The following is a 20796-nucleotide window of genomic DNA, read 5'->3' as shown; positions in this document are numbered from 1 at the left end:
CCCTGTGCGGGCTGTCCCGGGCAAACCGATCTTGCGTACATCAGAAGAGATTGACCGCGGCGAACCTGAGGACCGTCTGCGGAGCACCGGAGAGCAGGACGCCTGCGACGGCGGTGAGGGCGATCGCGGCGGTGAGGGAGGCCGGGGCGCGGTGCCTGAGGGATACGTGTGTGGCCGCGTCCGTGGGCGCGGCGTCGGCCGGGGCCCCTTCCGCCGGGACCTCTTCCGGGGCGCGGAAGAGCACCGCGGTCCACTGCAGGTAGTAGTAGAGCGCGATCACGACGTTGACGGCCATGACCACGGCGAGCCAGCCGAGTCCCGCGTCGACGGCCGCCGAGAAGACCGTCACCTTGGCGAAGAGGCCGACGATACCGGGCGGCAGACCGGCCAGGCAGAGCAGGAAGAAGGCCATCGCGGCGGCTGCGAGGGGGCGGGTGGCGTACAGGCCGCGGTAGTCGGAGATCCGGTTTCCGGGATTCGTACGGGCGACGAGGGCGGCGACCGCGAATGCGCCGAGGTTCACGACGGCGTACATGAGGGCGTACGCGACGGTGGAGCCGATGTGTTCGTCGCTGGAGTACGCGGCGGCGGCGATCGGTACCAGGAGGTAGCCGGCCTGGGCGACGGACGACCAGGCGAGCAGGCGCACGGCGCTACGGACGCGGGTGGCGTTCTGGCGCAGGGCGGCCACGTTGCCGATCGTCATGGTGAGCGCGGCGAGGACGGCGAGGGCCGGTCCCCAGACGTCGGCGTACGCCGGGAACGCGATCACGGTGACGAGGATGAGGCCGGAGAAACCGACCGCCTTGCCGACGACCGAGAGGTAGGCGGCGATCGGCAGGGGGGCGCCGATGTAGGTGTCGGGAACCCAGAAGTGGAAAGGCGCGGCGGCCGTCTTGAAGGCGAAGCCGACCAGGGTGAGGACGACACCCGCCTTGGCGACGGTGCCCAGCTGACCGGGTACGTCGTCGAGCCGGGCGGCGATCTCCGTGAGGTGCAGGGTGCCGGTGGAGGCGTACACGAAGCTGATGCCGAACAGCATGACGGCGGTCGCGACGACGGAGGAGAGGAAGAACTTCAGTGCGGCCTCGGAGGACCGCCGGTCGCCGCGCTTGATGCCGACGAGGGCGAAGGCGGGCAGCGAGGCGACTTCGAGGGCGACGACGAGGGTGGCGAGGTCGCGGGCGGCGGGCAGGAGCGCGGCGCCCGACGCGGAGGACAGCAGGAGGAACCAGAACTCGCCCGCCGGGAGTTTGCGGGTGTCGCCGAGGGAGAGCAGCGCGGTCAGCAGGGCGCCGCCGAGCACGAGGGCCTGGATGACGAGGGCGAAGTGGTCGGCGGTGTAGCTGCAGGCCCCGGTGCCACTGGTGCCGGTGGCTGCCGCGGTGAGGCAGAAGGTGGAGCGGTCGCCGTCGCGCAGCGGGACGAGGAAGGCGAGTGCGGCCACGAGTCCGGCCATGGTGACCCAGCCGAGGAGCGCCTTGCGTTCCTCGGGCAGGAAGAGGTCGGCGACCAGGACGATCAGGGCGGCGGCCGCGACGACGGCCGGGGGCGCGATCGCGAGCCAGTCGACGGACTGGACGAGGCTGGTGGTGCTCTCGGCCGCTGTGGTGACGACGCCCGGGGTGACGACGGCTGCGGTCACGACTTGCCTCCTGCGAGGAGCTTCTGCACGGCCGGGTCGGTGAGGCCGAGGAGGACGGCGGGCCACAGGCCGGCGAGGACGGTGAGGGCGACGAGCGGAGTCCAGGCAGCGAATTCGTATGGCTGGACGTCGGCGAGCTGTTGCGGCTCTTCCCGCTTCTCACCCATGCAGACGCGGCGTACGACGATCAGCATGTACGCGGCGGTGAGCAGAGTGCCGAACGCGGCGATCGACATGAAGGTGAGAAAGGCGGGGCGGCTGAGGCCGTCGGCGGGGTCGAAGGAGCCGAACAGGGCGAGCATCTCGCCCCAGAACCCGGCGAGCCCGGGCAGGCCGAGGGAGGCGACGGCGGCGAAGGCGAGGAGGCCGCCGAGGCGGGGTGCCCGGCCGTAGAGTGCGGCCCCGGTGGCGCCGGAGAGGGTGTCGAGGTCGGCTGTGCCGCAGCGGTCCTTGACCGCGCCGACCAGGAAGAAGAGCAGGCCGGTGATGAGGCCGTGGGCGATGTTGGCGAAGAGCGCGCCGTTGACTCCTGTGGGGGTCATGCTCGCGATGCCGAGAAGCACGAAGCCCATGTGTCCGACGGAGGAGTAAGCGATCAGCCGCTTGAGGTCGCCCTTGGAGCCGGGACGGGCCAGCGCCAGGCAGGCGAGCGATCCGTAGACGATGCCGACGCTCGCGAAGGCGGCGAGGTAGGGCGCGAAGGTGTGCATCCCGTCGGGGGCGATGGGAAGCAGGATGCGGACGAATCCGTATGTACCCATCTTGAGCAGGACGCCCGCGAGCAGGACCGAGCCGACGGTCGGGGCGGCGGTGTGGGCGTCCGGGAGCCAGCTGTGCAGCGGCCACATCGGGGTCTTCACGGCGAGCCCGATACCGATCGCCAGAACCGCGATGACCTGCACGGACGAGGTGAGCCCACGGCCGTTGTCAGTGGCGAGTGCCACCATGTCGAAGGTGCCGCTCTTCAGTCCGATCAGGAGCAGGCCCAGCAGCATGATCACCGAGCCGAGCAGCGTGTAGAGGATGAACTTCCAGGCGGCGGCCTGCTTCTGCGCACCGCCCCAGCGGGCGATGAGGAAGTACATCGGGATGAGCACCATCTCGAACGCCAGGAAGAACAGCAGCAGATCGAGAACGGCGAAGGTCGCGAGGGTGCCGGACTCCAGGACGAGGACGAGTGCGACGAAGGCCTTCGGGGAGGGGCCCTTGGGCATTTTGAAGTAGCTGTAGAGCGCGCAGAGGAAGGTCAGCAGCGCGGTCAGTACGAGAAGGGGGAGCGAGATGCCGTCGATGCCGAGGTGGATGCGGACGCCGAGCGCCGGGATCCAGCTGATGTCGGTGGTGGCCTGCATCTTCGACGGGTGGTCGAGGTCGAAGCCGAGGGCGAGCACGATCGTGGCGATGAGGATCGCACCGGTGACGGTCACACCGTGGCGGAGCACGGCCTGGTCGGGGCTGGTTCCCTTCAGTCCGGGCGGGGCCGGCAGAAGGGCGGCCACAGCGCCGATGAGCGGGCCGACGACGATGAACGCGAGAAGGAACTGCATCACGGATTCGCTGATATCGATCACGGCTCACGACCCGGCGTTGACGTTGGCAAAAACGACGGCGGCGATCGCCAGGACTAGGGAACCGGCGAGCAGTGCGCTGAGGTAGGTCTGCACATTGCCGGTCTGCGCGCGGCGGACGGCGGTGCCGAGCCAGCGTGCGCCGGTGCCGGAGCCGCGTACGTAGGTGTCGACGACCTCACGGTCCAGGAAGCGGACGAGGCTCGCCGCGGCCCGGACGGGGCGGACGAACAGGGTCGCGTACAGGGCGTCGAGGTGGAAGCCGGCGGCGGCGTGCCGGTGAAGCGGGCCGAGCAGCAGGCGGCCGGGGTCGGCCGGGTCGGGGACGTCCCCGTCGGTGCCGTAGGCGGCGGCGTGTGCCGACAGGGCCTGGGCCTCGACGAGGGCGGGTTCGGCGTCGGGATGGGCGACGACGACGCCGACGGGGGTGCGGGCGGCGAGTGCCGATGTGTGGCGCCAGGCGCCGTAGGTGACGAGGCCGCCGACAAGGCCGACGCCTGTGGAGAGGACGGCGGTGGTCACGGACGGGGTGAGGCTGTGGCCGTCGAACCAGTCGGTGATCGCGCCGACGGTCAGTCCGAAGGCGATGGTGGGGACGGCGAGGACCCAGAGGACGGCGGTCATCGCGACGGGCTGCCTGCCGTGGTCCGGGGCCCCGGCGCCGCGGCCCCGGAAGGCGAGGAGCCAGAGGCGGGTGGCGTACGCGGCGGTGAGGGCGGCGGCGAGCAGTCCGGCGACGAGGACGGTCCAGCCGGCAGCGGCCGGGGCGACGTGCTGCTCCCCGAGTGCGGTGTGCTCGGCGGCGACGAGGATGGCTTCCTTGGAGAAGAAGCCGGCGAACGGCGGGATGGCGGCGAGCGCGAGGAGGGCGACAGTCATCGTCCAGTAGGCGTCCGGGATGCGCTTCGCCAGGCCGCCCATGCGGGACATGGCGGCCAGCGAGTTGGTCCCGGCGGCGTGGATGACGACGCCCGCCGCGAGGAAGAGGACGGCCTTGAACGCACCGTGGGAGAGGAGGTGGAAGACGGCGGCACCGCGGTCGCCGACGGCCAGGGCGCCGGCCATGTAGCCGAGCTGGCCGATCGTCGAGTAGGCGAGGACGCGTTTGATGTCGTCCTGGGCGAGGGCGGCGAGTCCCGAGCCGATCATCGTGATCGCCGCCATCACGGCGAGGACGACGAGGGCCGCGCCGGACTGGGTGAAGACGGGGAGGAGCCGGGCCACGAAGTAGATACCGGCGGCGACCATCGTCGCGGCGTGGATCAGCGCGGAGACGGGGGTGGGGCCGGCCATCGCGTCGGGCAGCCAGGTGTGCAGGGGGAACTGCGCGGACTTTCCCGCGACGCCCGCGAGGAGCAGCAGGGCGATGACGGTGGCCTGGTCCAGGCCGCCGTTGGCGACGGCGTCCAGGATGCCGGTGATGCGGAACGTTCCGGTGTCGGCGGCGAGCGCGAAAAGACCGATCAGAAAGGGGACGTCGCCAAGTTTGGTGACCAGGAAGGCCTTGAGGGAGGCGGCGCGGGCTTCGGGCGTCTCCCAGTAGTGGCCGACGAGGAAGTACGAGCAGATGCCCATGATCTCCCAGCCGACCAGGAGCACCATCAGGTCGCCGGAGTAGACGACGAGCAGCATCGCGGAGGTGAAGAGGGAGACGAGAGCCGCGTACGAGGGGTAACGGGGGTCGTCGCGCAGATAGGCGGTCGAGTAGATCTGCACACAGGTCGCGACGAGCCCGACCAGGACGGCGACGAGGACCGCGAAGCCGTCGAGGTGCAGGGCGAGGTCGATCGGGACCGAGCCGGTGGGAGTGAGCCGGGTCGCCGCGTCGATGGGCCGGCCGCCGCCCTGGTCCGAGGCGACGACGACGGCGAGCACGAAGGAGGCGAAGGTGGGGAGTACGGCGAGGGGACGTACGTATCCGGGGGCGAAGAAAAGCGCGCGAAGCCCCGTCTCGGGGCGGTGGCGGGAGACGGGTGGGCCGAGCAGGAGACCGGCCGCGGCACCCAGGAACGGAAGGAGGGGGACGAGGACGGCGAGGGTCGTGGTGGTCACGCGGTGGCCTCTGCCTTCTTTGCCATCCCTGCCGGAGCAGTGGCCTGTTCTTCGGTGCCGTGGGGCTCGTCGTCGGGGAGAGTTTCGGCGGCGGCGGTCTCGGCGGTGTCGCGGAGGCGGTCGACGTCCGAGCTGCCGCGGTTGCGGTGGACGGCGAGGACGATCGCCAGACCGATGCCGGTCTCCGCCGCCGCGATGGCGATGGTGAAGAGGGTGAGGGCCTGGCCGGAGTGCAGGGTGTCGCGGAGCCAGACGTCGAAGGCGACCAGGTTGAGATTGACGGCGTTGAGCATCAGCTCGACGGACATCAGGACCAGGATCGCGTTGCGGCGGGCGAGCACTCCGTACAGCCCGGTGCAGAAGAGGAGGGCGGCGAGCACGGCGGGATAGGCGAGGTGCATCAGCTCTGCTCCTTACTGCGCTTGCGGGACAGGACGATCGCGCCGACGAGGGCGGCGAGCAGCAGAACGGAGAGTGCTTCGAAGGGCAGTACCCAGTGCCGGAAGAGGAAGGCACCGGTGACCTCGGTGGAGCCCTGGGCCGGTCCGTCCAGGTCGATCCAGGTGGTGCGGAAGGCGTCGACGACGACCCAGACGAGCACACCGGCGGCGGCTACCGCCACGCCGAGGGCCGCCCAGCGGTTGCCCGAGTCGGCGTCCGGGGAGCGGCCGATGGGGGCCTTGGTGAGCATCAGCCCGAAGAGAAGGAGTACGACCACGGAACCGACGTAGATCAGTACCTGCAGCCAGGCGATGAACTCCGCGGTGAGCAGGAGGTACTCGACGGCGAGACCACCGAGCGCCACGACCAGCCAGAGGGCGGCATGGACCAGCTGCTTGGTCGTGACGGTGACGAGGGCTGCGCCGAGGGTGGCGATGCCGACGAGGACGAAGGCGATCTCGATGCCGGTCGGGGAGAGGAAGCCGGAGTGGGCGGAGTGGGCCGCGGCGGCTGCGAGTGTCACTCCTGCCCCTCTTCTTCCTTCTGGGCCTGCTGGGCTTCCTGTGCCTCCTTGGCGCGCTGCGCTTCGAGTTTCTCCGCCGTCTTGCGGGCGGCGGCGATCTCCTTCGGTTCCTCGGCGCCCGGGTCGAGCGCGGGCGGTTCCGGCACCGTCCACATCCATTCGCGGAGCTTGTCGCGCTCATGGGTGAGTTCGAGGATGTCCGTCTCCGCGTACTCGAACTCCGGCGACCAGAACAGTGCGTCGAAGGGACACACCTCGATACAGATACCGCAGTACATACAGAGCGAGAAGTCGATCGCGAAGCGGTCGAGGACGTTGCGGCTGCGCTCGCGTCCGCCTGGGGCGGCGGCGGGCACCGTCTCCTTGTGGGAGTCGATGTAGATGCACCAGTCCGGGCACTCACGGGCGCAGAGCATGCAGACCGTGCAGTTCTCCTCGAAGAGTGCGATGACACCGCGGGAGCGGGGCGGGAGCTCGGGCTGGACGTCCGGGTACTGTGCGGTGACCGTCTTCCTCGTCATCGTCCGCAGGGTGACCGCCAAGCCTTTGGCCAGGCCTGAGCCGGGGATGCGGGGCCGGGAGGGCGGGAGCGATGCAGCCATCAGTTGATCGCCACCTTCACGATGCCGGTGAGCGCGATCTGCGCGAGAGCGAGCGGGATGAGGGTGGTCCAGGCGAGCTTCTGCAGCTGGTCCTCGCGGAGCCGGGGGTAGCTCACGCGCAGCCAGATGACGACGAAGGCGAGAACCGCGGTCTTGAGGAGCGTCCAGACCCAGCCGAGTCCGTCGGCGCCGAACGGGCCGTGCCAGCCGCCGAGGAAGAGGACGGTGGTGAGTGCGCTCAGGACGACGATGCCCGCGTACTCGGCGAGCAGGAACAGTGCGAAGCGGAGGCCGGTGTACTCGGTGTACGCGCCGAAGATGATCTCCGAGTCGGCGACCGGCATGTCGAACGGCGGGCGCTGCAGTTCGGCGAGTCCGGCCACGAAGAAGACCAGGGCGCCGACGATCTGCCAGGGCAGCCACCACCACTCGAAGGCATTGAGGATGCCAGGGAGGGAGACGGTGCCTGCCGCCATCGCGACGGAGGCGGCGGCGAGCAGCATCGGCAGTTCGTACGCGAGCAGCTGGGCGGCGGTGCGCAGGCCCCCGAGGAGGGAGAACTTGTTGGCCGACGCCCACCCCGCCATCAGCGAGCCGAGCACACCGACGCCCATCACGGCGAGCACGAAGAAGATGCCCGCGTCGACGATCTGTCCGACCGCGCCCTCGCTGGGGCCGATCGGGATGGCGACGAGCACGAGGAGGTACGGGAGCAGCGCGACGGCCGGCGCGAGCTGGAAGACACGGCGGTCGGCCTCGGCCGGGACGATGTCTTCCTTCTGCGCGAACTTCACGCCGTCCGCGACGAGCTGGGCCCAGCCGTGGAAGCCGCCCGCGTACATGGGGCCGAGACGGCCCTGCATATGAGCCATCACCTTGTGTTCGGTCTGCCCCACCACGAGGGGGAGGACCATGAACACGGCGAAGACGATGACGAGCCGGAGGGCGACGTCCAGTGCGTCGTTCACGCGGTATCGCCTCCGGCGGGGCGGTCGGGGGCCGGCTCGGGGGTGGGGTCCTGGGCCGGGGGCTCGGGCTGGTCGGGGGTGTCCACGGGTGCGGTGTCGTCGGGGGTGGTCTCGGGGGTGGGGGTGCCGCTGCGCGGGGCCTCTCCCCCGGCCTCCGGGCCCCCTCTCCTCAAACGCCGGGGGGACTGGGGGGCACCCGAGTCCGGGGGCGTGTCGAAGGCCGGGCGGGCATGGTGCCAGGGAGCGTCGCTGCTTGCGGGGCTCGGCGCCGGGTTCGTCCGCGACGGCTCCGAGGCACCCTCGGCCGGGGCTGCCCGGTCCTGGGCCGCCCGGTGCTCGGTTGCCCGCTGTTCGGTTGCCCGGTGCTCAGTTGCCCGGTCCTGGGCTGCCTGGTCCGTGGCCGACCCCGTCGGTGTCGTCCCCGGGGCGTTCGGTCCTGCCTGTTCCGGTGTCCCGGGCCCCGTCCCGGCCGTACCGGGCTTCGCCGCCTCGCGCTGCTGGCTGGCCGAGCCCTGGGATGCGCTGCGGGTGCGACGCGGGGGTGCGGCAGGCGCGGTCCCGGCGGCCGGGGCTGCCGCCTTTGACTGCTGGGTGGCCGATCCCTCGGTCACGCTGCGGGTGCGGCGTACCGGGCGGTCGCCTGCCGCGCGCGGGGTGCGGGCCGGGCGGGACGGGGCGGGTGGGAGCTGGCCCTTCAGGGGGCCCCATTCATTCGGGTCGGGGACGCCGGGCGGCAGCATCGTGCGCCGCTTCGGGCCACCGTGCTCCGACTCGCCCGGCTCCTTCGCGCCCGGCCAGGCCTTCGCAACGCGCGCCGCCAGCACGAAGTCCTTGCGCAGCGGGTGCCCCTCGAAGCCCTCCGGCAGCAGCAGCGGCACCAGATGCGGGTGGCCCTCGAAGCCGATGCCGAACATCTCGTGTGTCTCGCGCTCGTGCCAGGCGGCGCCCGCGTAGATGTCGATGGCGGTGGGAAGGACTGCCGCCTCGTGCGGAACGGTCGTACGGATCAAGAGCCGACGGACCTTGCCCTCGGCCAGGGAGGCGACATGGGCGCAGACCCGGAGCCCCGTGCCCGGTTCGTCGACCGCGCTCAGCCAGTCGAAATAGGTGCAGCCCAGTCGGTCGCGGGCCGTTTCGAGCGCGGCGATCCAGGAGGCCGCCGGTACGTCGACGGTCAGCAGGTCGTACGCGTACTCGGCCGTCGCGTCCTCACCGAAGAGCTCGGCGGCGGCGTCCGGCAGCCGGTCGTAGCTTTCCCGGTCATGGCTTTCGGTACCGGTCACTTCGGCTCCTCCCCCGGTGTCGGCGGGGCGGCGACCAGGCCGCTGCGCAGTGCGGCGGTGGAAGGACGGCTGCCGCCGCCCGTCGCGTACCGCTCACCCAGCGACTCGCGGGCGATCTTCTCCTGCAGCTTGAGGATGCCCTGGAGGAGCGCCTCCGGCCGGGGCGGGCAGCCGGGGACGTAGACATCGACCGGAATGATCTGGTCGACGCCCTTCGTCACGGAGTACGAGTCCCAGTACGGGCCGCCGCAGTTGGAGCAGGCTCCGAAGGAGATGACGTACTTGGGCTCGGGCATCTGCTCGTACAGCCGCTTCACGGCCGGAGCCATCTTGTCCGTCACCGTGCCGGAAACGATCATGAGGTCGGCCTGGCGCGGGCCGGGTGCGAACGGGATCACGCCGAGCCGGATGAAGTCGTGCCGGGCCATGGAGGCGGCGATGAATTCGATCGCGCAGCAGGCGAGCCCGAAGTTGAAGACCCAGAGGCTGTAGCGGCGGCCCCAGTTAAGGACCACCTTCATCGGCTCGGGAGCCAGACGCGACAGGACGCCGAGCCGCTTGGGCTCCGGCAGGAATGTCGGAACGGGCTGCGGTTCGGATCCCGCCCCGGGCTGCGGGCTCGTCACGTCCATTCGAGGACGCCCTTCTTCCATGCGTAGAGCAGTCCTACGGCCAGGAAACCGAGGAAGATGAACATTTCCACCAGAGTCGTCGCCCCGTATCCGGGTGCGGCGAATACGGTCGCCCACGGAAACAGGAAGATCGAGTCGACGGCGAAGATCACATACAGGAAGGCATACACGTAATAACGGACCTGGGTATGTGCCCATCCTTCACCCACGGGGTCCACGCCGCACTCGTACGTCAGGAGCTTCTCCGGCGTGGGAACCACAGGACGCAGCAGTCGGCCTGCCCCGAAGGCGACGGCGACGAACAGCACGCCGATCACAGCGAGCAGTCCGACCACTGAATAGCTGTGGAAGTAGTCCGACGCGAGAACGGTCGATTCCGGCAGGTCCGCCACGTCCGCCCCTCGCTCCCTCAAACCTGTTCGACGATCTGTACGCACGGGAGTCTAGGCCCTGTTAAAGGGAGAGTAAGCAGTCGCATCGGACAACGGGTGGGGTTATCCCTACTTCACCCCACCCACGAGCCCCATGGCGTGGGCGGGCCCCGCCCGGCAGGCTGGGGCGTATGACCACGAGTCCCCTGGTGCCCGACAACGACCGGCCGCCGCCCGCCCGCTTCGCCCTCGATCGGTGGACATGGAAGGAGATCGCCTATCTCCTGGCCAACCTCCCCATGGCCATTGCCGGGTTTGCTTACGCAGTGATCATGATCGGCATCGGTGTGGGGCTTGCGGTCACGGTGATCGGACTGCCCCTGCTCGCCGCCGGGATGTACGGGGCGCGGCTGATCGGCAGGGCCGAGCGGAGCCGGGCGCGGGCGATGCTCGGGGTACGGATCGACGAGCCGAGCCCGATGGTTCTGTCCCGTCGGGAACAGGGGTTCTTCCCCTGGCTGTGGTCGAGCCTCTCGGACACGGTGGGCTGGCGGGCGGTGCTGTACTCCTTCGTCCGGTTGCCCTGGGGCGTACTCACCTTCGCCGTGACGTCCGTGAGCCTCGTCGTGTTGTGGCCGGTGCTCCCCTACATCGCGCGGCTCCTCGCCGCTGCCGACCGGGCGATGGCTCGCGGACTGCTCTCGCCCTCCGACGAGCTGGAGCGCAGGATCGCCGAGCTGGAGTCGGACCGCGGGGTGGTCGTCGACACGGCCGCCGCCGACCTGCGCCGCATCGAACGCGACCTGCACGACGGCGCACAGGCCCGGCTCGTCGCCCTCGCCATGGACCTGGGCCTGGCGAAGGAGAAGCTCGACAACGACCCCGAAGCCGCCGCCCGCATGGTCGACGAAGCCCACGGCGAGGTCAAGATCGCCCTCCAGGAACTCCGCGACCTCGCCCGCGGCATCCACCCCGCCGTCCTCACCGACCGAGGACTCGACGCCGCACTCTCCGCCATCGCCTCCCGCTGCACCGTCCCCGTGACGGTGGGGGTGGATCTGCCGGCGCGCCCCGCGGAGGCGATCGAGGGAATCGCCTATTTCACGGTCTCGGAGCTGTTGCAGAACGTGAGCAAGCACAGCGCGGCACGGTCAGCGTCCGTCGAGGTGTGGCGGTCGGCGAACCGGCTGCTGATCCAGGTCACGGACGACGGGCGGGGCGGGGCCCGGATGGACGGCGGTACGGGCATGGCCGGGCTGGCCGAACGACTGGGCGCCGTCGACGGGCTGTTCGTCCTCGACTCGCCGGCCGGCGGCCCTACGACAGTCACCGCGGAGCTGCCCTGGCGGGACCGGGACCAGGACCGGAACCGGGACCGGGAGAGAGAACCGAACCGTACGAGAGCGGCCAGGCGTCCCTAGGCCAGGCGCCCCTGGGCCAGCCGGCCCCTGGGCCAAGCCTCTGAGCCCCCTGCCCCCCTGAGCCTCCGCGCAGAGTAGGGAAAACCCCCGGCCGAAGAGGGATACCGCCCCCATGGTGCGCCGGCCCGCGACTCAGCACCCTTGATGTACCGGCCGGAACCCCGAAACCACCGGCGAAACCGGCTCCATGAGAAGAAACGGACTGCACCCATGGCCACGGCATACGGACCGGACACTCGGGACCACCAGCGGTCCGGAGCCGGTTTCGGGGACCATCCCCCGGTGAAGCACTTCTTCCCTGCTGCACTGCGCGCGCCCTTCGAGGCCAGGACCTGGCACGAGTTCGGCTATCTGCTGCTGAGCCTGCCGATCAGCACGGTCCTGTTCAGCCTCTCGATCGCCCTGACAACCATGGGCATAGGCATGCTGATCACCTTCCTCGGGGTTCCGATCCTGGCCGGCGCACTGACCATGTGCCGCGGCTTCGGCGCGATGGAGCGGGCCCGGGCGCGCGGGCTGCTGAAGCTGGACGTGGCGGCCCCGGCACCGGTGCGCGGCAGGACCGACGGCCTGATGTCCTGGATGGGTGCGGCCCTCAAGAGCGGGGCGTCCTGGCGGCATCTGCTCTACACGCTGCTGCACCTGCCGTGGGCGGTGTTCGCCTTCACCGTCTCGGTGACGTTCTGGGCGTGCGGGTGGGCCACCTTCGCCTACCCTCTGTGGCGGTGGGTCTTCCCGGCGTACGCGGGGACCGCCGGCATCCAGCTGTACGGCGACGACGGCCGCCGAATCCATCTCGACTCCTCTCTCGAGGTGGCCGCGACCGGTGTGTGCGGTCTGGTACTCGTCCTCATCACGCCGTGGATCATCCGCGGTCTGGCGAGCGTGGACCGGGTGATGGTGGCCGGGCTGCTCGGGCCGTCCCGGCTGGCGACGCGCGTCTCGGAGCTGGAGTCGGACCGCGGGGTGGTCGTCGACACGGCCGCCGCCGACCTGCGCCGCATCGAACGCGACCTGCACGACGGCGCACAGGCCCGGCTCGTCGCCCTCGCCATGGACCTGGGCCTGGCGAAGGAGAAGCTCGACAACGACCCCGAAGCCGCCGCCCGCATGGTCGACGAAGCCCACGGCGAGGTCAAGATCGCCCTCCAGGAACTCCGCGACCTCGCCCGCGGCATCCACCCCGCCGTCCTCACCGACCGAGGACTCGACGCCGCACTCTCCGCCATCGCCTCCCGCTGCACCGTCCCCGTGACGGTCGAGGTGGACCTGGCGTCCAGGCCCGCCCAGGCCATCGAGGGAATCGCCTACTTCACCGCCTCCGAGCTGTTGCAGAACGTGAGCAAGCATGCACACGCGACCCGCGCATCGGTCGAGGTGTGGCGAACGGCGGACCGGCTGCTGCTCCAGGTCACCGACAACGGGCGCGGCGGCGCCGATGTGTCCTCGGGCAGCGGGCTGGCCGGGCTGACGGAGCGGCTGGACGCGGTGGACGGCCTGCTCGTCGTGGATTCCCCGCAGGGCGGCCCGACGCGGATCACGGCCGAGTTGCCGTGGCGCGGCTGAACGCACCCGCACACACCCGGAGCCGTGGCGAAACCCCACCCCACGGCTCCGGTTCCCTTCGCCCTCGGCCGCCGTACCGGCTTGAAATCAAGCCGGTACGGCGGCCGAGGACACGGCACTGCCGATACTGGGATGCTGGACGTCGTACGGACGGGACCAGCGAGCAGTGGGGGACACGGCGTCATGGTGGAGGACAGGGTGCGGGTAGTCATCGCCGAGGATTCGGTACTGCTTCGGGAGGGGCTCACCCGGCTGCTGACCGATCTCGGGCATGACGTCGTCGCCGGGGTGGGGGACGCCGAGGCGCTGATCAAGACGGTGCGCGATCTCGCCGGGCAGGATGCGCTGCCCGATGTGGTGGTCGCCGATGTGCGGATGCCGCCCACCCACACCGATGAGGGCGTGCGGGCGGCGGTGCGGCTGCGCAAGGACTATCCCGGGATCGGGGTACTGGTCCTTTCGCAGTACGTCGAGGAGCGGTACGCGACCGAGCTGCTGGCCGGATCCAGCCGAGGCGTGGGGTATCTGCTGAAGGACCGGGTCGCCGAGGTCCGGGAGTTCGTGGACGCGGTGGTCCGGGTGGCGCAGGGCGGGACGGCGCTGGACCCGGAGGTGGTGGCGCAGCTGCTGGGGCGGAGCCGTAAGCAGGACGTCCTGGCCGGGCTGACGCCACGCGAGCGCGAGGTGCTCGGCCTGATGGCGGAGGGGCGGACGAACTCCGCGGTGGCCAGGCAGCTGGTGGTGAGCGACGGGGCCGTGGAGAAGCACGTCAGCAATATCTTCGTGAAGCTGGGCCTGTCCCCCAGTGACGGGGATCACCGCCGGGTGCTGGCGGTGCTGACCTACCTGAACTCCTGACGAGCTGCCACTCTGTCAGGTACCCGTGAGTGTCACCGCGGGCCGGCGGCGGTCCCCATGGTGACCCGGGCCCGAAACACGCCCTAGGACCAAAGAATGAGTGCACAGCGTCTTCACCGAACCATTGGGGGGCTTGCAAAGCATGACAAACCGGTATCAAATCGCGTCTCAGAATGACGTCCACCATATGACCGGTCCAGGGAAGGCGACCCTTACCGACGTAGGGTGGGCCTTGGGACCGCCGGTGGGCCGGCCGGTCCCGAGCCGCCGCCCCGAGGGAGGTCCAGTTCAGTGACCAGCCAGGTCAGTAGCCCAGCCGAGCAGGCCGATGAGGCCGGCGAGGCGCTCGTCGGGGGGCAGCGTGCCCCCCATTCCGATCACACGGGCGCCGGCGAGAAGGAGATCCGCCGCCTGGACCGGGTGATCATCCGCTTTGCGGGTGACTCCGGAGACGGTATGCAGCTCACCGGTGACCGGTTCACCTCGGAGACGGCTTCCTTCGGGAACGACCTCTCCACGCTGCCGAACTTCCCTGCCGAGATCCGCGCCCCCGCAGGCACCCTGCCGGGGGTCTCGTCGTTCCAGCTGCATTTCGCCGACCACGACATCCTGACGCCGGGCGACGCCCCGAACGTCCTGGTCGCGATGAATCCGGCCGCTCTGAGGGCCAACATCGATGATGTGCCGCGCGGCGCCGAAATCATCGTCAACACCGATGAGTTCACCAAGCGCCCGATGGCGAAGGTCGGCTACGAGACCAGTCCCCTGGAGGACGGCTCGCTGGAGGCGTACAACGTCCACCCGGTGCCGCTGACCACGCTCACGATCGAGGCGCTGAAGGAGTTCGGGCTCTCCCGCAAGGAGGCCGAGCGCTCGAAGAACATGTTCGCGCTCGGGCTGCTCTCCTGGATGTACCACCGGCCGACCGAGGGAACCGAGGCTTTCCTTCGCGCCAAGTTCGCGAAGAAGCCGCAGATCGCCGAGGCGAACGTGACCGCGTTCCGCGCCGGGTGGAACTTCGGGGAGACGACGGAGGACTTCGCGGTCAGCTACGAGGTGGCACCCGCCTCGCAGGCCTTCCCGACGGGTACGTACCGCAACATCTCCGGGAACCTGGCGTTGTCCTACGGGCTGATCGCCGCGGGCCGGCAGGCGGATCTGCCGCTCTACCTGGGCTCGTACCCGATCACCCCGGCGTCCGACATCCTGCACGAGCTCAGCAAGCACAAGAACTTCGGTGTACGCACCTTCCAGGCCGAGGACGAGATCGCGGGTATCGGTGCCGCGCTGGGCGCCGCGTTCGGCGGATCACTTGCGGTGACGACGACGTCCGGGCCCGGGGTGGCCCTGAAGTCGGAGACCATCGGGCTCGCCGTCTCCCTCGAACTGCCGCTGATCGTCATCGACATCCAGCGTGGCGGCCCGTCCACCGGTCTGCCCACCAAGACCGAGCAGGCCGACCTGCTCCAGGCGATGTACGGGCGCAACGGCGAGGCCCCGGTCCCGATCGTGGCCCCGAAGACCCCGGCGGACTGCTTCGACGCCGCGCTCGACGCCGCCCGGATCGCGCTGACGTACCGGACCCCGGTGTTCCTGCTCTCGGACGGCTATCTCGCCAACGGCTCCGAGCCGTGGAAGATCCCTGAGATCGACGAACTCCCCGACCTGCGCGTCCAGTTCGCCACCGGCACGAACCATGAACTGGCCGACGGCACCGAGGTCTTCTGGCCGTACAAGCGCGACCCGCGGACTCTGGCCCGCCCGTGGGCCGTCCCCGGCACCCCTGGTCTCGAACACCGCATCGGCGGCATCGAGAAGCAGGACGGCAGCGGCAACATCTCCTACGACCCCGCGAACCACGACTTCATGGTCCGCACCCGTCAGGCCAAGGTCGACGGCATCGAGGTCCCCGATCTCGGAGTCGACGATCCGGGCGAGGCACGGACGCTCGTCCTCGGCTGGGGCTCCACCTACGGCCCCATCACCGCCGCCGTCCGCCGGCTGCGCGCCGCCGGACAGCCCATCGCCCAGGCCCATCTGCGCAACCTCAACCCCTTCCCGAGGAATCTCGGCGAGGTGCTGAAGCGCTACGAGAAGGTGGTCGTGCCGGAGATGAACCTCGGCCAGTTGGCCACGCTCCTGCGGGCCAGGTATCTGGTCGACGCGCGCAGTTACAACCAGGTCAACGGTATGCCGTTCAAGGCCGAGCAGCTTGCGACGGCTCTCAAGGAGGCCATCGATGCCTGACACCAATGAACTCCTGCAGCTGGTGCCCAAGGCCGAGGCCAAGCAGTCCATGAAGGACTTCAAGTCCGACCAGGAAGTGCGCTGGTGCCCCGGCTGCGGCGACTACGCGGTCCTCGCGGCCGTACAGGGCTTCATGCCCGAGCTCGGGCTGGCGAAGGAGAACATCGTCTTCGTCTCCGGCATCGGCTGCAGCTCCCGCTTCCCGTACTACATGAACACCTACGGGATGCACTCGATCCACGGCCGCGCCCCGGCCATCGCCACCGGTCTCGCCTCGTCCCGCCGCGACCTGTCCGTCTGGGTCGTCACGGGCGACGGCGACGCCCTGTCCATCGGCGGCAACCACCTCATCCACGCGCTGCGCCGCAATGTGAACCTCAAGATCCTGCTCTTCAACAACCGGATCTACGGGCTCACCAAGGGGCAGTACTCCCCCACCTCCGAGGTCGGCAAGATCACCAAGTCGACGCCGATGGGCTCGCTCGACGCCCCCTTCAACCCGGTGTCCCTGGCCATCGGTGCGGAGGCGTCCTTCGTCGCCCGCACGATCGACTCCGACCGCAAGCACCTCACGAGCGTGCTGCGCGCGGCGGCCGACCACCCGGGCACGGCGCTGGTGGAGATCTACCAGAACTGCAACATCTTCAATGACGGCGCCTTCGAGGTCCTCAAGGACAAGGACCAGGCGCAGAACGCGGTCATCCGGCTGGAGCACGGGCAGCCGATCCTCTTCGGGGCGGACAACGACAAGGGGGTCGTGCGCGACCCGGCCACGGGTGACCTCGAGGTCGTCGCGGTCACCGAGGAGAACCGGTCGCAGATCCTCGTCCACGACGCCCACGCCGCCAGCCCCACCACAGCCTTCGCGCTGTCCCGGCTCGCCGACCCCGACACCCTGCACCAGACCCCCATCGGGGTACTGCGCAGTGTCGACCGGCCGGTCTACGACACGCAGATGGCCGAGCAGCTCGACACCGCCGTCGAGAGAGACGGCAAGGGCGACCTGGCCGCACTGCTCGCAGGCAACGACAACTGGACGGTCGTCGGCTAACGACCTGGGGGCTGATAGGGAGTGGATTAGGGAGCGTCGTCGTGCGGCTTCGATTGCAAGGCGGAGGAGAGAGTCGGATGGGGTCTCCCCTGGTCGAGCGAAGCCGAGAGCTCGGGGAAGGCGCATCGATGACCGACGACAACGCGGCAAGCGGAGTCGCAGGGCGGCGCGAGCCCGCTCCCTATCGGCCCCCAGGTCGTAAAGGCTGACACCACCGGGGATACATCGGCCGGCGGCACCTCAGGGGTGCATCGAATCGCCGGACGGGCTGAATTTCGGCCCGTCCGGCGATTGCGGTCGGGGGTGCGGCCGGCCACCGCGCACCATGTGGCCATGACCCTGGACCGCCCCGCGTACCGCATCAAGCGGCGTCTGCTCGGCAGAGCGCTCACCACCGAGCGCATCAGCGAGGAGAAGCTGAACAACCGGACGGCGCTCGGGGTGCTCGCCTCCGACTGCATCAGTTCGTCCGCGTACGGCTCCGAGGAGATGCTCCGGGTCCTCGTACCCGTCGTCGGCGCCGCCGCGTTCACGCTGCTCATGCCGGTGACCGGCGCGATCCTGCTCGTACTGCTGCTTCTCACGCTCTGCTACAGCGATGTCGTGATGATCTATACCCGGGCGGGCGGATCGTACGTCGTCGCCCGGGAGAACTTCGGGCCGAACATCGCGCAGATCGCCGCCGTGGCGCTGCTCGTCGACTACATCGTCACCGTCGCCGTACAGGTCTCGGCCGGTACCAACGCCCTGATCTCGCTCGCCCATCTGGCCGGCAACGGCTTCACCGGCCTGGACCATCTCCAGCTGCCGGTCTCCGTCGCCGTCATCGCGCTGCTCGCGTACGGAAATCTGCGCGGGGTGCGCGAGGCGGGCCGGGCCTTCGCACTGCCCGCCTATCTCTTCATGGCCGCCGTCGGCCTCGTCCTTCTCGTCGCCGCGCTGCGCGGGCTCACGGGCGAGCTGCCGCGCGCCGATCTGCACGCCGCCGGGGCCGTGCCGCTCGGCACTCCCGGCAACGGCTGGCTCTACGGCGCCTCGCTCTTCATCGTGCTGCGCTCGTTCGCCAACGGCGGCTCGTCCCTCACCGGGCTCGAAGCGATCTCCAACGGCATCTCCGCGTTCCGTGAACCCCAGGGCCGCAATGCCCGCCGCACCCTCATCGCCATGAGCACGGTGCTGGGCATCCTCGTGCTCGGCGTCTCCACGCTGGCGCACTTCACACATGCCGTCCCGTACACCGACGGCACACCCACCGTCATCGCGCAGGAGGCCCATTTCGCGTTCGGCGGCGGGCCGCTCGGTACGGTCGGGCTGGTATTCGTACAGCTGGCGACCGCGCTGGTCCTCTACACCGGCGCCAACACCCCGTTCACCGGCTTTCCGTATCTCGCCAGCTTCGTCGCCGAGGACCGGTTCCTGCCCCGGGTGCTGACCCGGCGCGGGCACCGGCTGGCGTTCTCCAACGGCATCATCTCGCTGACCGTCGTCTCCCTGGCGCTGCTGCTGGTGACCGGCGCCAGCGTGGACAGGCTGGTGGCGCTGTACGCGATCGGCGTTTTCACCGCCTTCACCATGGCCGGAGCCGGCCTCACCGCGTACCACCTGCGGCGCCGGGAGCCGTACCGCAGGCTCAAGATCACGGTCAATGGGCTCGCCGCGGTCATCTCGGCCGCCGTGGTGCTGATCTTCGCCGTCACCAAGTTCACCGAGGGCGCCTGGCTGGTCGTGGTGGTCTTCCCGCTCGGAGTCTGGGCGCTGACGCGGATCAACCGCGAGTACCGGCACGAGGCGGCCGCGCTGCAGAGCATTCACGCTCCGGGCGCCGACCGCGCGCGGTTCCGCCGCCATCTGGTCTTCGTCCTCGTCGAGACGCTCGACCTGGCGGCGCTGAAGGCCCTGCAGTACGCGCATGAGCTGCGCCCGGACGAGATCCGGGCGGTGCACTTCGCGATCGACGAGGCGTACGGCCGACGGCTGGCCGCCCGGTGGGAGGCGACGGCCGCCACCTCCGTCTCCCTGGAGCTGGTGCAGTGCCCGGACCGGCGCCTGCGCCATGCGATGAAGGAGCTCGCGTCCCGCACCACGGAGGGCGGGGACACCTGGCTGACGGTGCTGGTGCCCCGGCGGACGTACAGCAACGTGCTCGGGAAGCTGCTGCACCGAGGCACGGGTGAGCAGATGGCGAGGACCCTTGCACAGCTGCCGCATGTGGCGGTGACGATCCTGCCGTTCGACGTCTCGCGGGCGCTGCGGGCGCTGGAGGAGGGGCGATCGCCTCAGCCCGACTGAGAGCGTCCGGCACATGGGCCGACCGGCAAATGGGGGGCGGCACATCCGCTCCCCCGCGCCTCACGGGCCCCATGTCATGACCGTATGGCGATACGGCTATGACATGCGGCCCTTGCGGCGCTACCGTCGTGCAGTTGGCGGATCAGCCGACACAGACATGCCGGGAGGGCCCGTGAAGGGGACAAATGAACAACGGGCCGGACTGCTGTCCGGCATCGGCGCATACGGCCTGTGGGGCCTGGTCCCGCTGTTCTGGCCGCTGCTGAAGCCCTCCGGCGCGATCGAGATCCTCGCCCACCGCATGGTCTGGTCCCTCGGGGTCGTCGGCATCGCACTGCTGGTGCTGCGGCGCTGGTCCTGGATCGGTGAGCTGATACGGCAGCCGAAGAAGCTCGGCCTGATATCGGTCGCGGCGGCCGTGATCACGGTCAACTGGGGTCTGTACATCTGGGCCGTGAACAACGGCCAGGTCGTCGAGGCATCGCTCGGCTATTTCATCAATCCACTGGTCACCATCGCCATGGGCGTCCTGCTCCTCGGTGAACGGCTGCGCCCCGTGCAGTGGGTGGCGGTCGGCACCGGTGTCGCGGCGGTGCTCGTGCTGGCGATCGGCTACGGACGGCCGCCGTGGATCTCGTTGACGCTGGCGTTCTCCTTCGCGACGTACGGCCTGGTGAAGAAGAAGGTCAACATGGGCGGCCTGGAGTCGCTCGCCGCCGAGACCGCCGTACTGTTCGTGCCCGCGCTCGGCTATCTGCTGTGGCTGGGGGCGCAGGGCGATGCGACGTTCGCTTCCGAGGGACTCGGTCATTCGGCGCTGCTGGCAGCGACGGGTGTCGTCACGGCCGCGCCGCTCGTCCTTTTCGGGGCGGCGGCGATCCGTGTACCGCTCTCCACACTGGGCCTGTTGCAGTATCTGGCGCCGGTCTTCCAGTTCGTCCTCGGCATCCTCTACTTCCACGAGGAGATGCCGCCGGAGCGGTGGGCCGGGTTCGCCCTCGTGTGGCTGGCGCTCACCCTGCTGACGTGGGACGCGTTCCGGGCGGCGCGGCGGACGAGGGCGCGGGCGCAGGCTGGTGCGGCACAGCCGGCGACGCAGCAGACACCGACGGCCGGGGATTCCGATTCGCCTTCCGCCGTCGCGACCCGGGCGAAGTGACCAGCACCCGCGCCCCCCGCGACGCCCGCGAGGCCGCAGACGCACAACTTAAGTAACTGGGTTGCCTTTTTAACTTGGTTACGTTTACCTGGAGGTCCACGGAACCGCGACCGAGGAGCC

The 20796-nt window shown here is 69.9% G+C and carries 17 protein-coding genes; 7 read left to right on the top strand and 10 right to left on the bottom strand.

The window, feature by feature from the left end:
• Positions 1 to 40: 40 nt before the first annotated feature.
• The 10 genes from ACH4EW_RS00695 to ACH4EW_RS00650 all read right to left on the bottom strand — a co-directional run bounded on the left by ACH4EW_RS00695 (position 41) and on the right by ACH4EW_RS00650 (position 10106).
• Entirely contained in the window at positions 41 to 1645 is a 1605-nt protein-coding gene (locus ACH4EW_RS00695) for an NADH-quinone oxidoreductase subunit N (RefSeq protein WP_398249734.1), read from the bottom strand.
• Positions 1642 to 3216, bottom strand: coding sequence for a NuoM family protein (locus tag ACH4EW_RS00690; RefSeq protein WP_398249732.1), 1575 nt, complete (start codon positions 3214 to 3216; stop codon positions 1642 to 1644). Before ACH4EW_RS00690 ends, ACH4EW_RS00695 begins: the two co-directional genes overlap by 4 nt.
• A 3-nt stretch (positions 3217 to 3219) precedes the next feature.
• Positions 3220 to 5265 (bottom strand): NADH-quinone oxidoreductase subunit L, encoded by a 2046-nt coding sequence (locus tag ACH4EW_RS00685; protein WP_398249730.1) that lies wholly within the window; start codon positions 5263 to 5265, stop codon positions 3220 to 3222.
• Positions 5262 to 5666 carry an NADH-quinone oxidoreductase subunit NuoK gene (nuoK, locus tag ACH4EW_RS00680; RefSeq protein ID WP_398249728.1) on the bottom strand — a complete coding sequence of 135 codons (405 nt, stop codon included), beginning with the start codon at positions 5664 to 5666 and terminating at the stop codon, positions 5262 to 5264. The genes ACH4EW_RS00685 and nuoK overlap by 4 nt, the downstream gene beginning before the upstream one ends.
• Positions 5666 to 6229: an NADH-quinone oxidoreductase subunit J gene (locus ACH4EW_RS00675; protein WP_398249726.1), complete on the bottom strand. Its 564-nt coding sequence runs from the start codon at positions 6227 to 6229 to the stop codon at positions 5666 to 5668. Before ACH4EW_RS00675 ends, nuoK begins: the two co-directional genes overlap by 1 nt.
• A complete protein-coding gene (locus ACH4EW_RS00670) occupies positions 6226 to 6750 on the bottom strand; it encodes a 4Fe-4S binding protein (RefSeq protein WP_398249724.1) in 525 nt (174 codons plus the stop codon). The genes ACH4EW_RS00675 and ACH4EW_RS00670 overlap by 4 nt, the downstream gene beginning before the upstream one ends.
• An 80-nt stretch (positions 6751 to 6830) precedes the next feature.
• Positions 6831 to 7799: an NADH-quinone oxidoreductase subunit H gene (locus ACH4EW_RS00665; protein ID WP_398249722.1), complete on the bottom strand. Its 969-nt coding sequence runs from the start codon at positions 7797 to 7799 to the stop codon at positions 6831 to 6833.
• On the bottom strand, positions 7796 to 9082 hold the full coding sequence (locus ACH4EW_RS00660; protein WP_398249721.1) for an NADH-quinone oxidoreductase subunit C: 1287 nt from the start codon (positions 9080 to 9082) through the stop codon (positions 7796 to 7798). The genes ACH4EW_RS00665 and ACH4EW_RS00660 overlap by 4 nt, the downstream gene beginning before the upstream one ends.
• On the bottom strand, positions 9079 to 9714 hold the full coding sequence (locus ACH4EW_RS00655) for an NADH-quinone oxidoreductase subunit B (protein WP_398249719.1): 636 nt from the start codon (positions 9712 to 9714) through the stop codon (positions 9079 to 9081). The genes ACH4EW_RS00660 and ACH4EW_RS00655 overlap by 4 nt, the downstream gene beginning before the upstream one ends.
• Positions 9705 to 10106 (bottom strand): NADH-quinone oxidoreductase subunit A, encoded by a 402-nt coding sequence (locus ACH4EW_RS00650; RefSeq protein WP_037689408.1) that lies wholly within the window; start codon positions 10104 to 10106, stop codon positions 9705 to 9707. The genes ACH4EW_RS00655 and ACH4EW_RS00650 overlap by 10 nt, the downstream gene beginning before the upstream one ends.
• Before the next feature lie 170 nt (positions 10107 to 10276).
• Here ACH4EW_RS00650 and ACH4EW_RS00645 point away from each other — a divergent pair, with 170 nt between their 5' ends.
• From ACH4EW_RS00645 to rarD, 7 genes are all read left to right on the top strand, one after another.
• Entirely contained in the window at positions 10277 to 11506 is a 1230-nt protein-coding gene (locus ACH4EW_RS00645) for a sensor histidine kinase (RefSeq protein ID WP_398249717.1), read from the top strand.
• 210 nt (positions 11507 to 11716) lie between these two features.
• A complete protein-coding gene (locus ACH4EW_RS00640) occupies positions 11717 to 13072 on the top strand; it encodes a sensor histidine kinase (protein ID WP_398249715.1) in 1356 nt (451 codons plus the stop codon).
• A gap of 183 nt (positions 13073 to 13255) precedes the next feature.
• On the top strand, positions 13256 to 13930 hold the full coding sequence (locus ACH4EW_RS00635; RefSeq protein ID WP_398249713.1) for a LuxR C-terminal-related transcriptional regulator: 675 nt from the start codon (positions 13256 to 13258) through the stop codon (positions 13928 to 13930).
• A gap of 291 nt (positions 13931 to 14221) precedes the next feature.
• Positions 14222 to 16177, top strand: a complete 1956-nt coding sequence (locus ACH4EW_RS00630; RefSeq protein WP_398249712.1) for a 2-oxoacid:acceptor oxidoreductase subunit alpha — start codon at positions 14222 to 14224, stop codon at positions 16175 to 16177.
• The gene (locus tag ACH4EW_RS00625; protein ID WP_398249710.1) at positions 16170 to 17228 is read left to right on the top strand and encodes a 2-oxoacid:ferredoxin oxidoreductase subunit beta; all 1059 of its coding nucleotides are present in this window, start codon (positions 16170 to 16172) and stop codon (positions 17226 to 17228) included. The genes ACH4EW_RS00630 and ACH4EW_RS00625 overlap by 8 nt, the downstream gene beginning before the upstream one ends.
• A gap of 333 nt (positions 17229 to 17561) precedes the next feature.
• Complete coding sequence (locus tag ACH4EW_RS00620) at positions 17562 to 19517, top strand: APC family permease (protein ID WP_398249708.1); 1956 nt, start codon at positions 17562 to 17564, stop codon at positions 19515 to 19517.
• Positions 19518 to 19689: 172 nt separating this feature from the next.
• Positions 19690 to 20676: an EamA family transporter RarD gene (rarD, locus tag ACH4EW_RS00615; protein ID WP_398249706.1), complete on the top strand. Its 987-nt coding sequence runs from the start codon at positions 19690 to 19692 to the stop codon at positions 20674 to 20676.
• The last annotated feature ends 120 nt before the right edge of the window (positions 20677 to 20796 follow it).

It is taken from the genome of Streptomyces sp. NPDC018000, assembly GCF_044328025.1.
GTDB lineage: Bacteria > Actinomycetota > Actinomycetes > Streptomycetales > Streptomycetaceae > Streptomyces.
This window is presented reverse-complemented; position numbering and strand designations above follow the sequence as displayed.

What these genes read in the sequence shown, in the direction of transcription:
- nuoK (WP_398249728.1), bottom strand. Translation starts at nt 5,666, where the DNA reads ATGCACCTCGCCTATCCCGCCGTGCTCGCCGCCCTCCTCTTCTGCACC.
- ACH4EW_RS00670 (WP_398249724.1), bottom strand. Translation starts at nt 6,750, where the DNA reads ATGACGAGGAAGACGGTCACCGCACAGTACCCGGACGTCCAGCCCGAG.
- ACH4EW_RS00655 (WP_398249719.1), bottom strand. Translation starts at nt 9,714, where the DNA reads ATGGACGTGACGAGCCCGCAGCCCGGGGCGGGATCCGAACCGCAGCCC.
- ACH4EW_RS00645 (WP_398249717.1), top strand. Translation starts at nt 10,277, where the DNA reads ATGACCACGAGTCCCCTGGTGCCCGACAACGACCGGCCGCCGCCCGCC.
- ACH4EW_RS00640 (WP_398249715.1), top strand. Translation starts at nt 11,717, where the DNA reads ATGGCCACGGCATACGGACCGGACACTCGGGACCACCAGCGGTCCGGA.
- ACH4EW_RS00635 (WP_398249713.1), top strand. Translation starts at nt 13,256, where the DNA reads ATGGTGGAGGACAGGGTGCGGGTAGTCATCGCCGAGGATTCGGTACTG.
- ACH4EW_RS00625 (WP_398249710.1), top strand. Translation starts at nt 16,170, where the DNA reads ATGCCTGACACCAATGAACTCCTGCAGCTGGTGCCCAAGGCCGAGGCC.
- ACH4EW_RS00620 (WP_398249708.1), top strand. Translation starts at nt 17,562, where the DNA reads ATGACCCTGGACCGCCCCGCGTACCGCATCAAGCGGCGTCTGCTCGGC.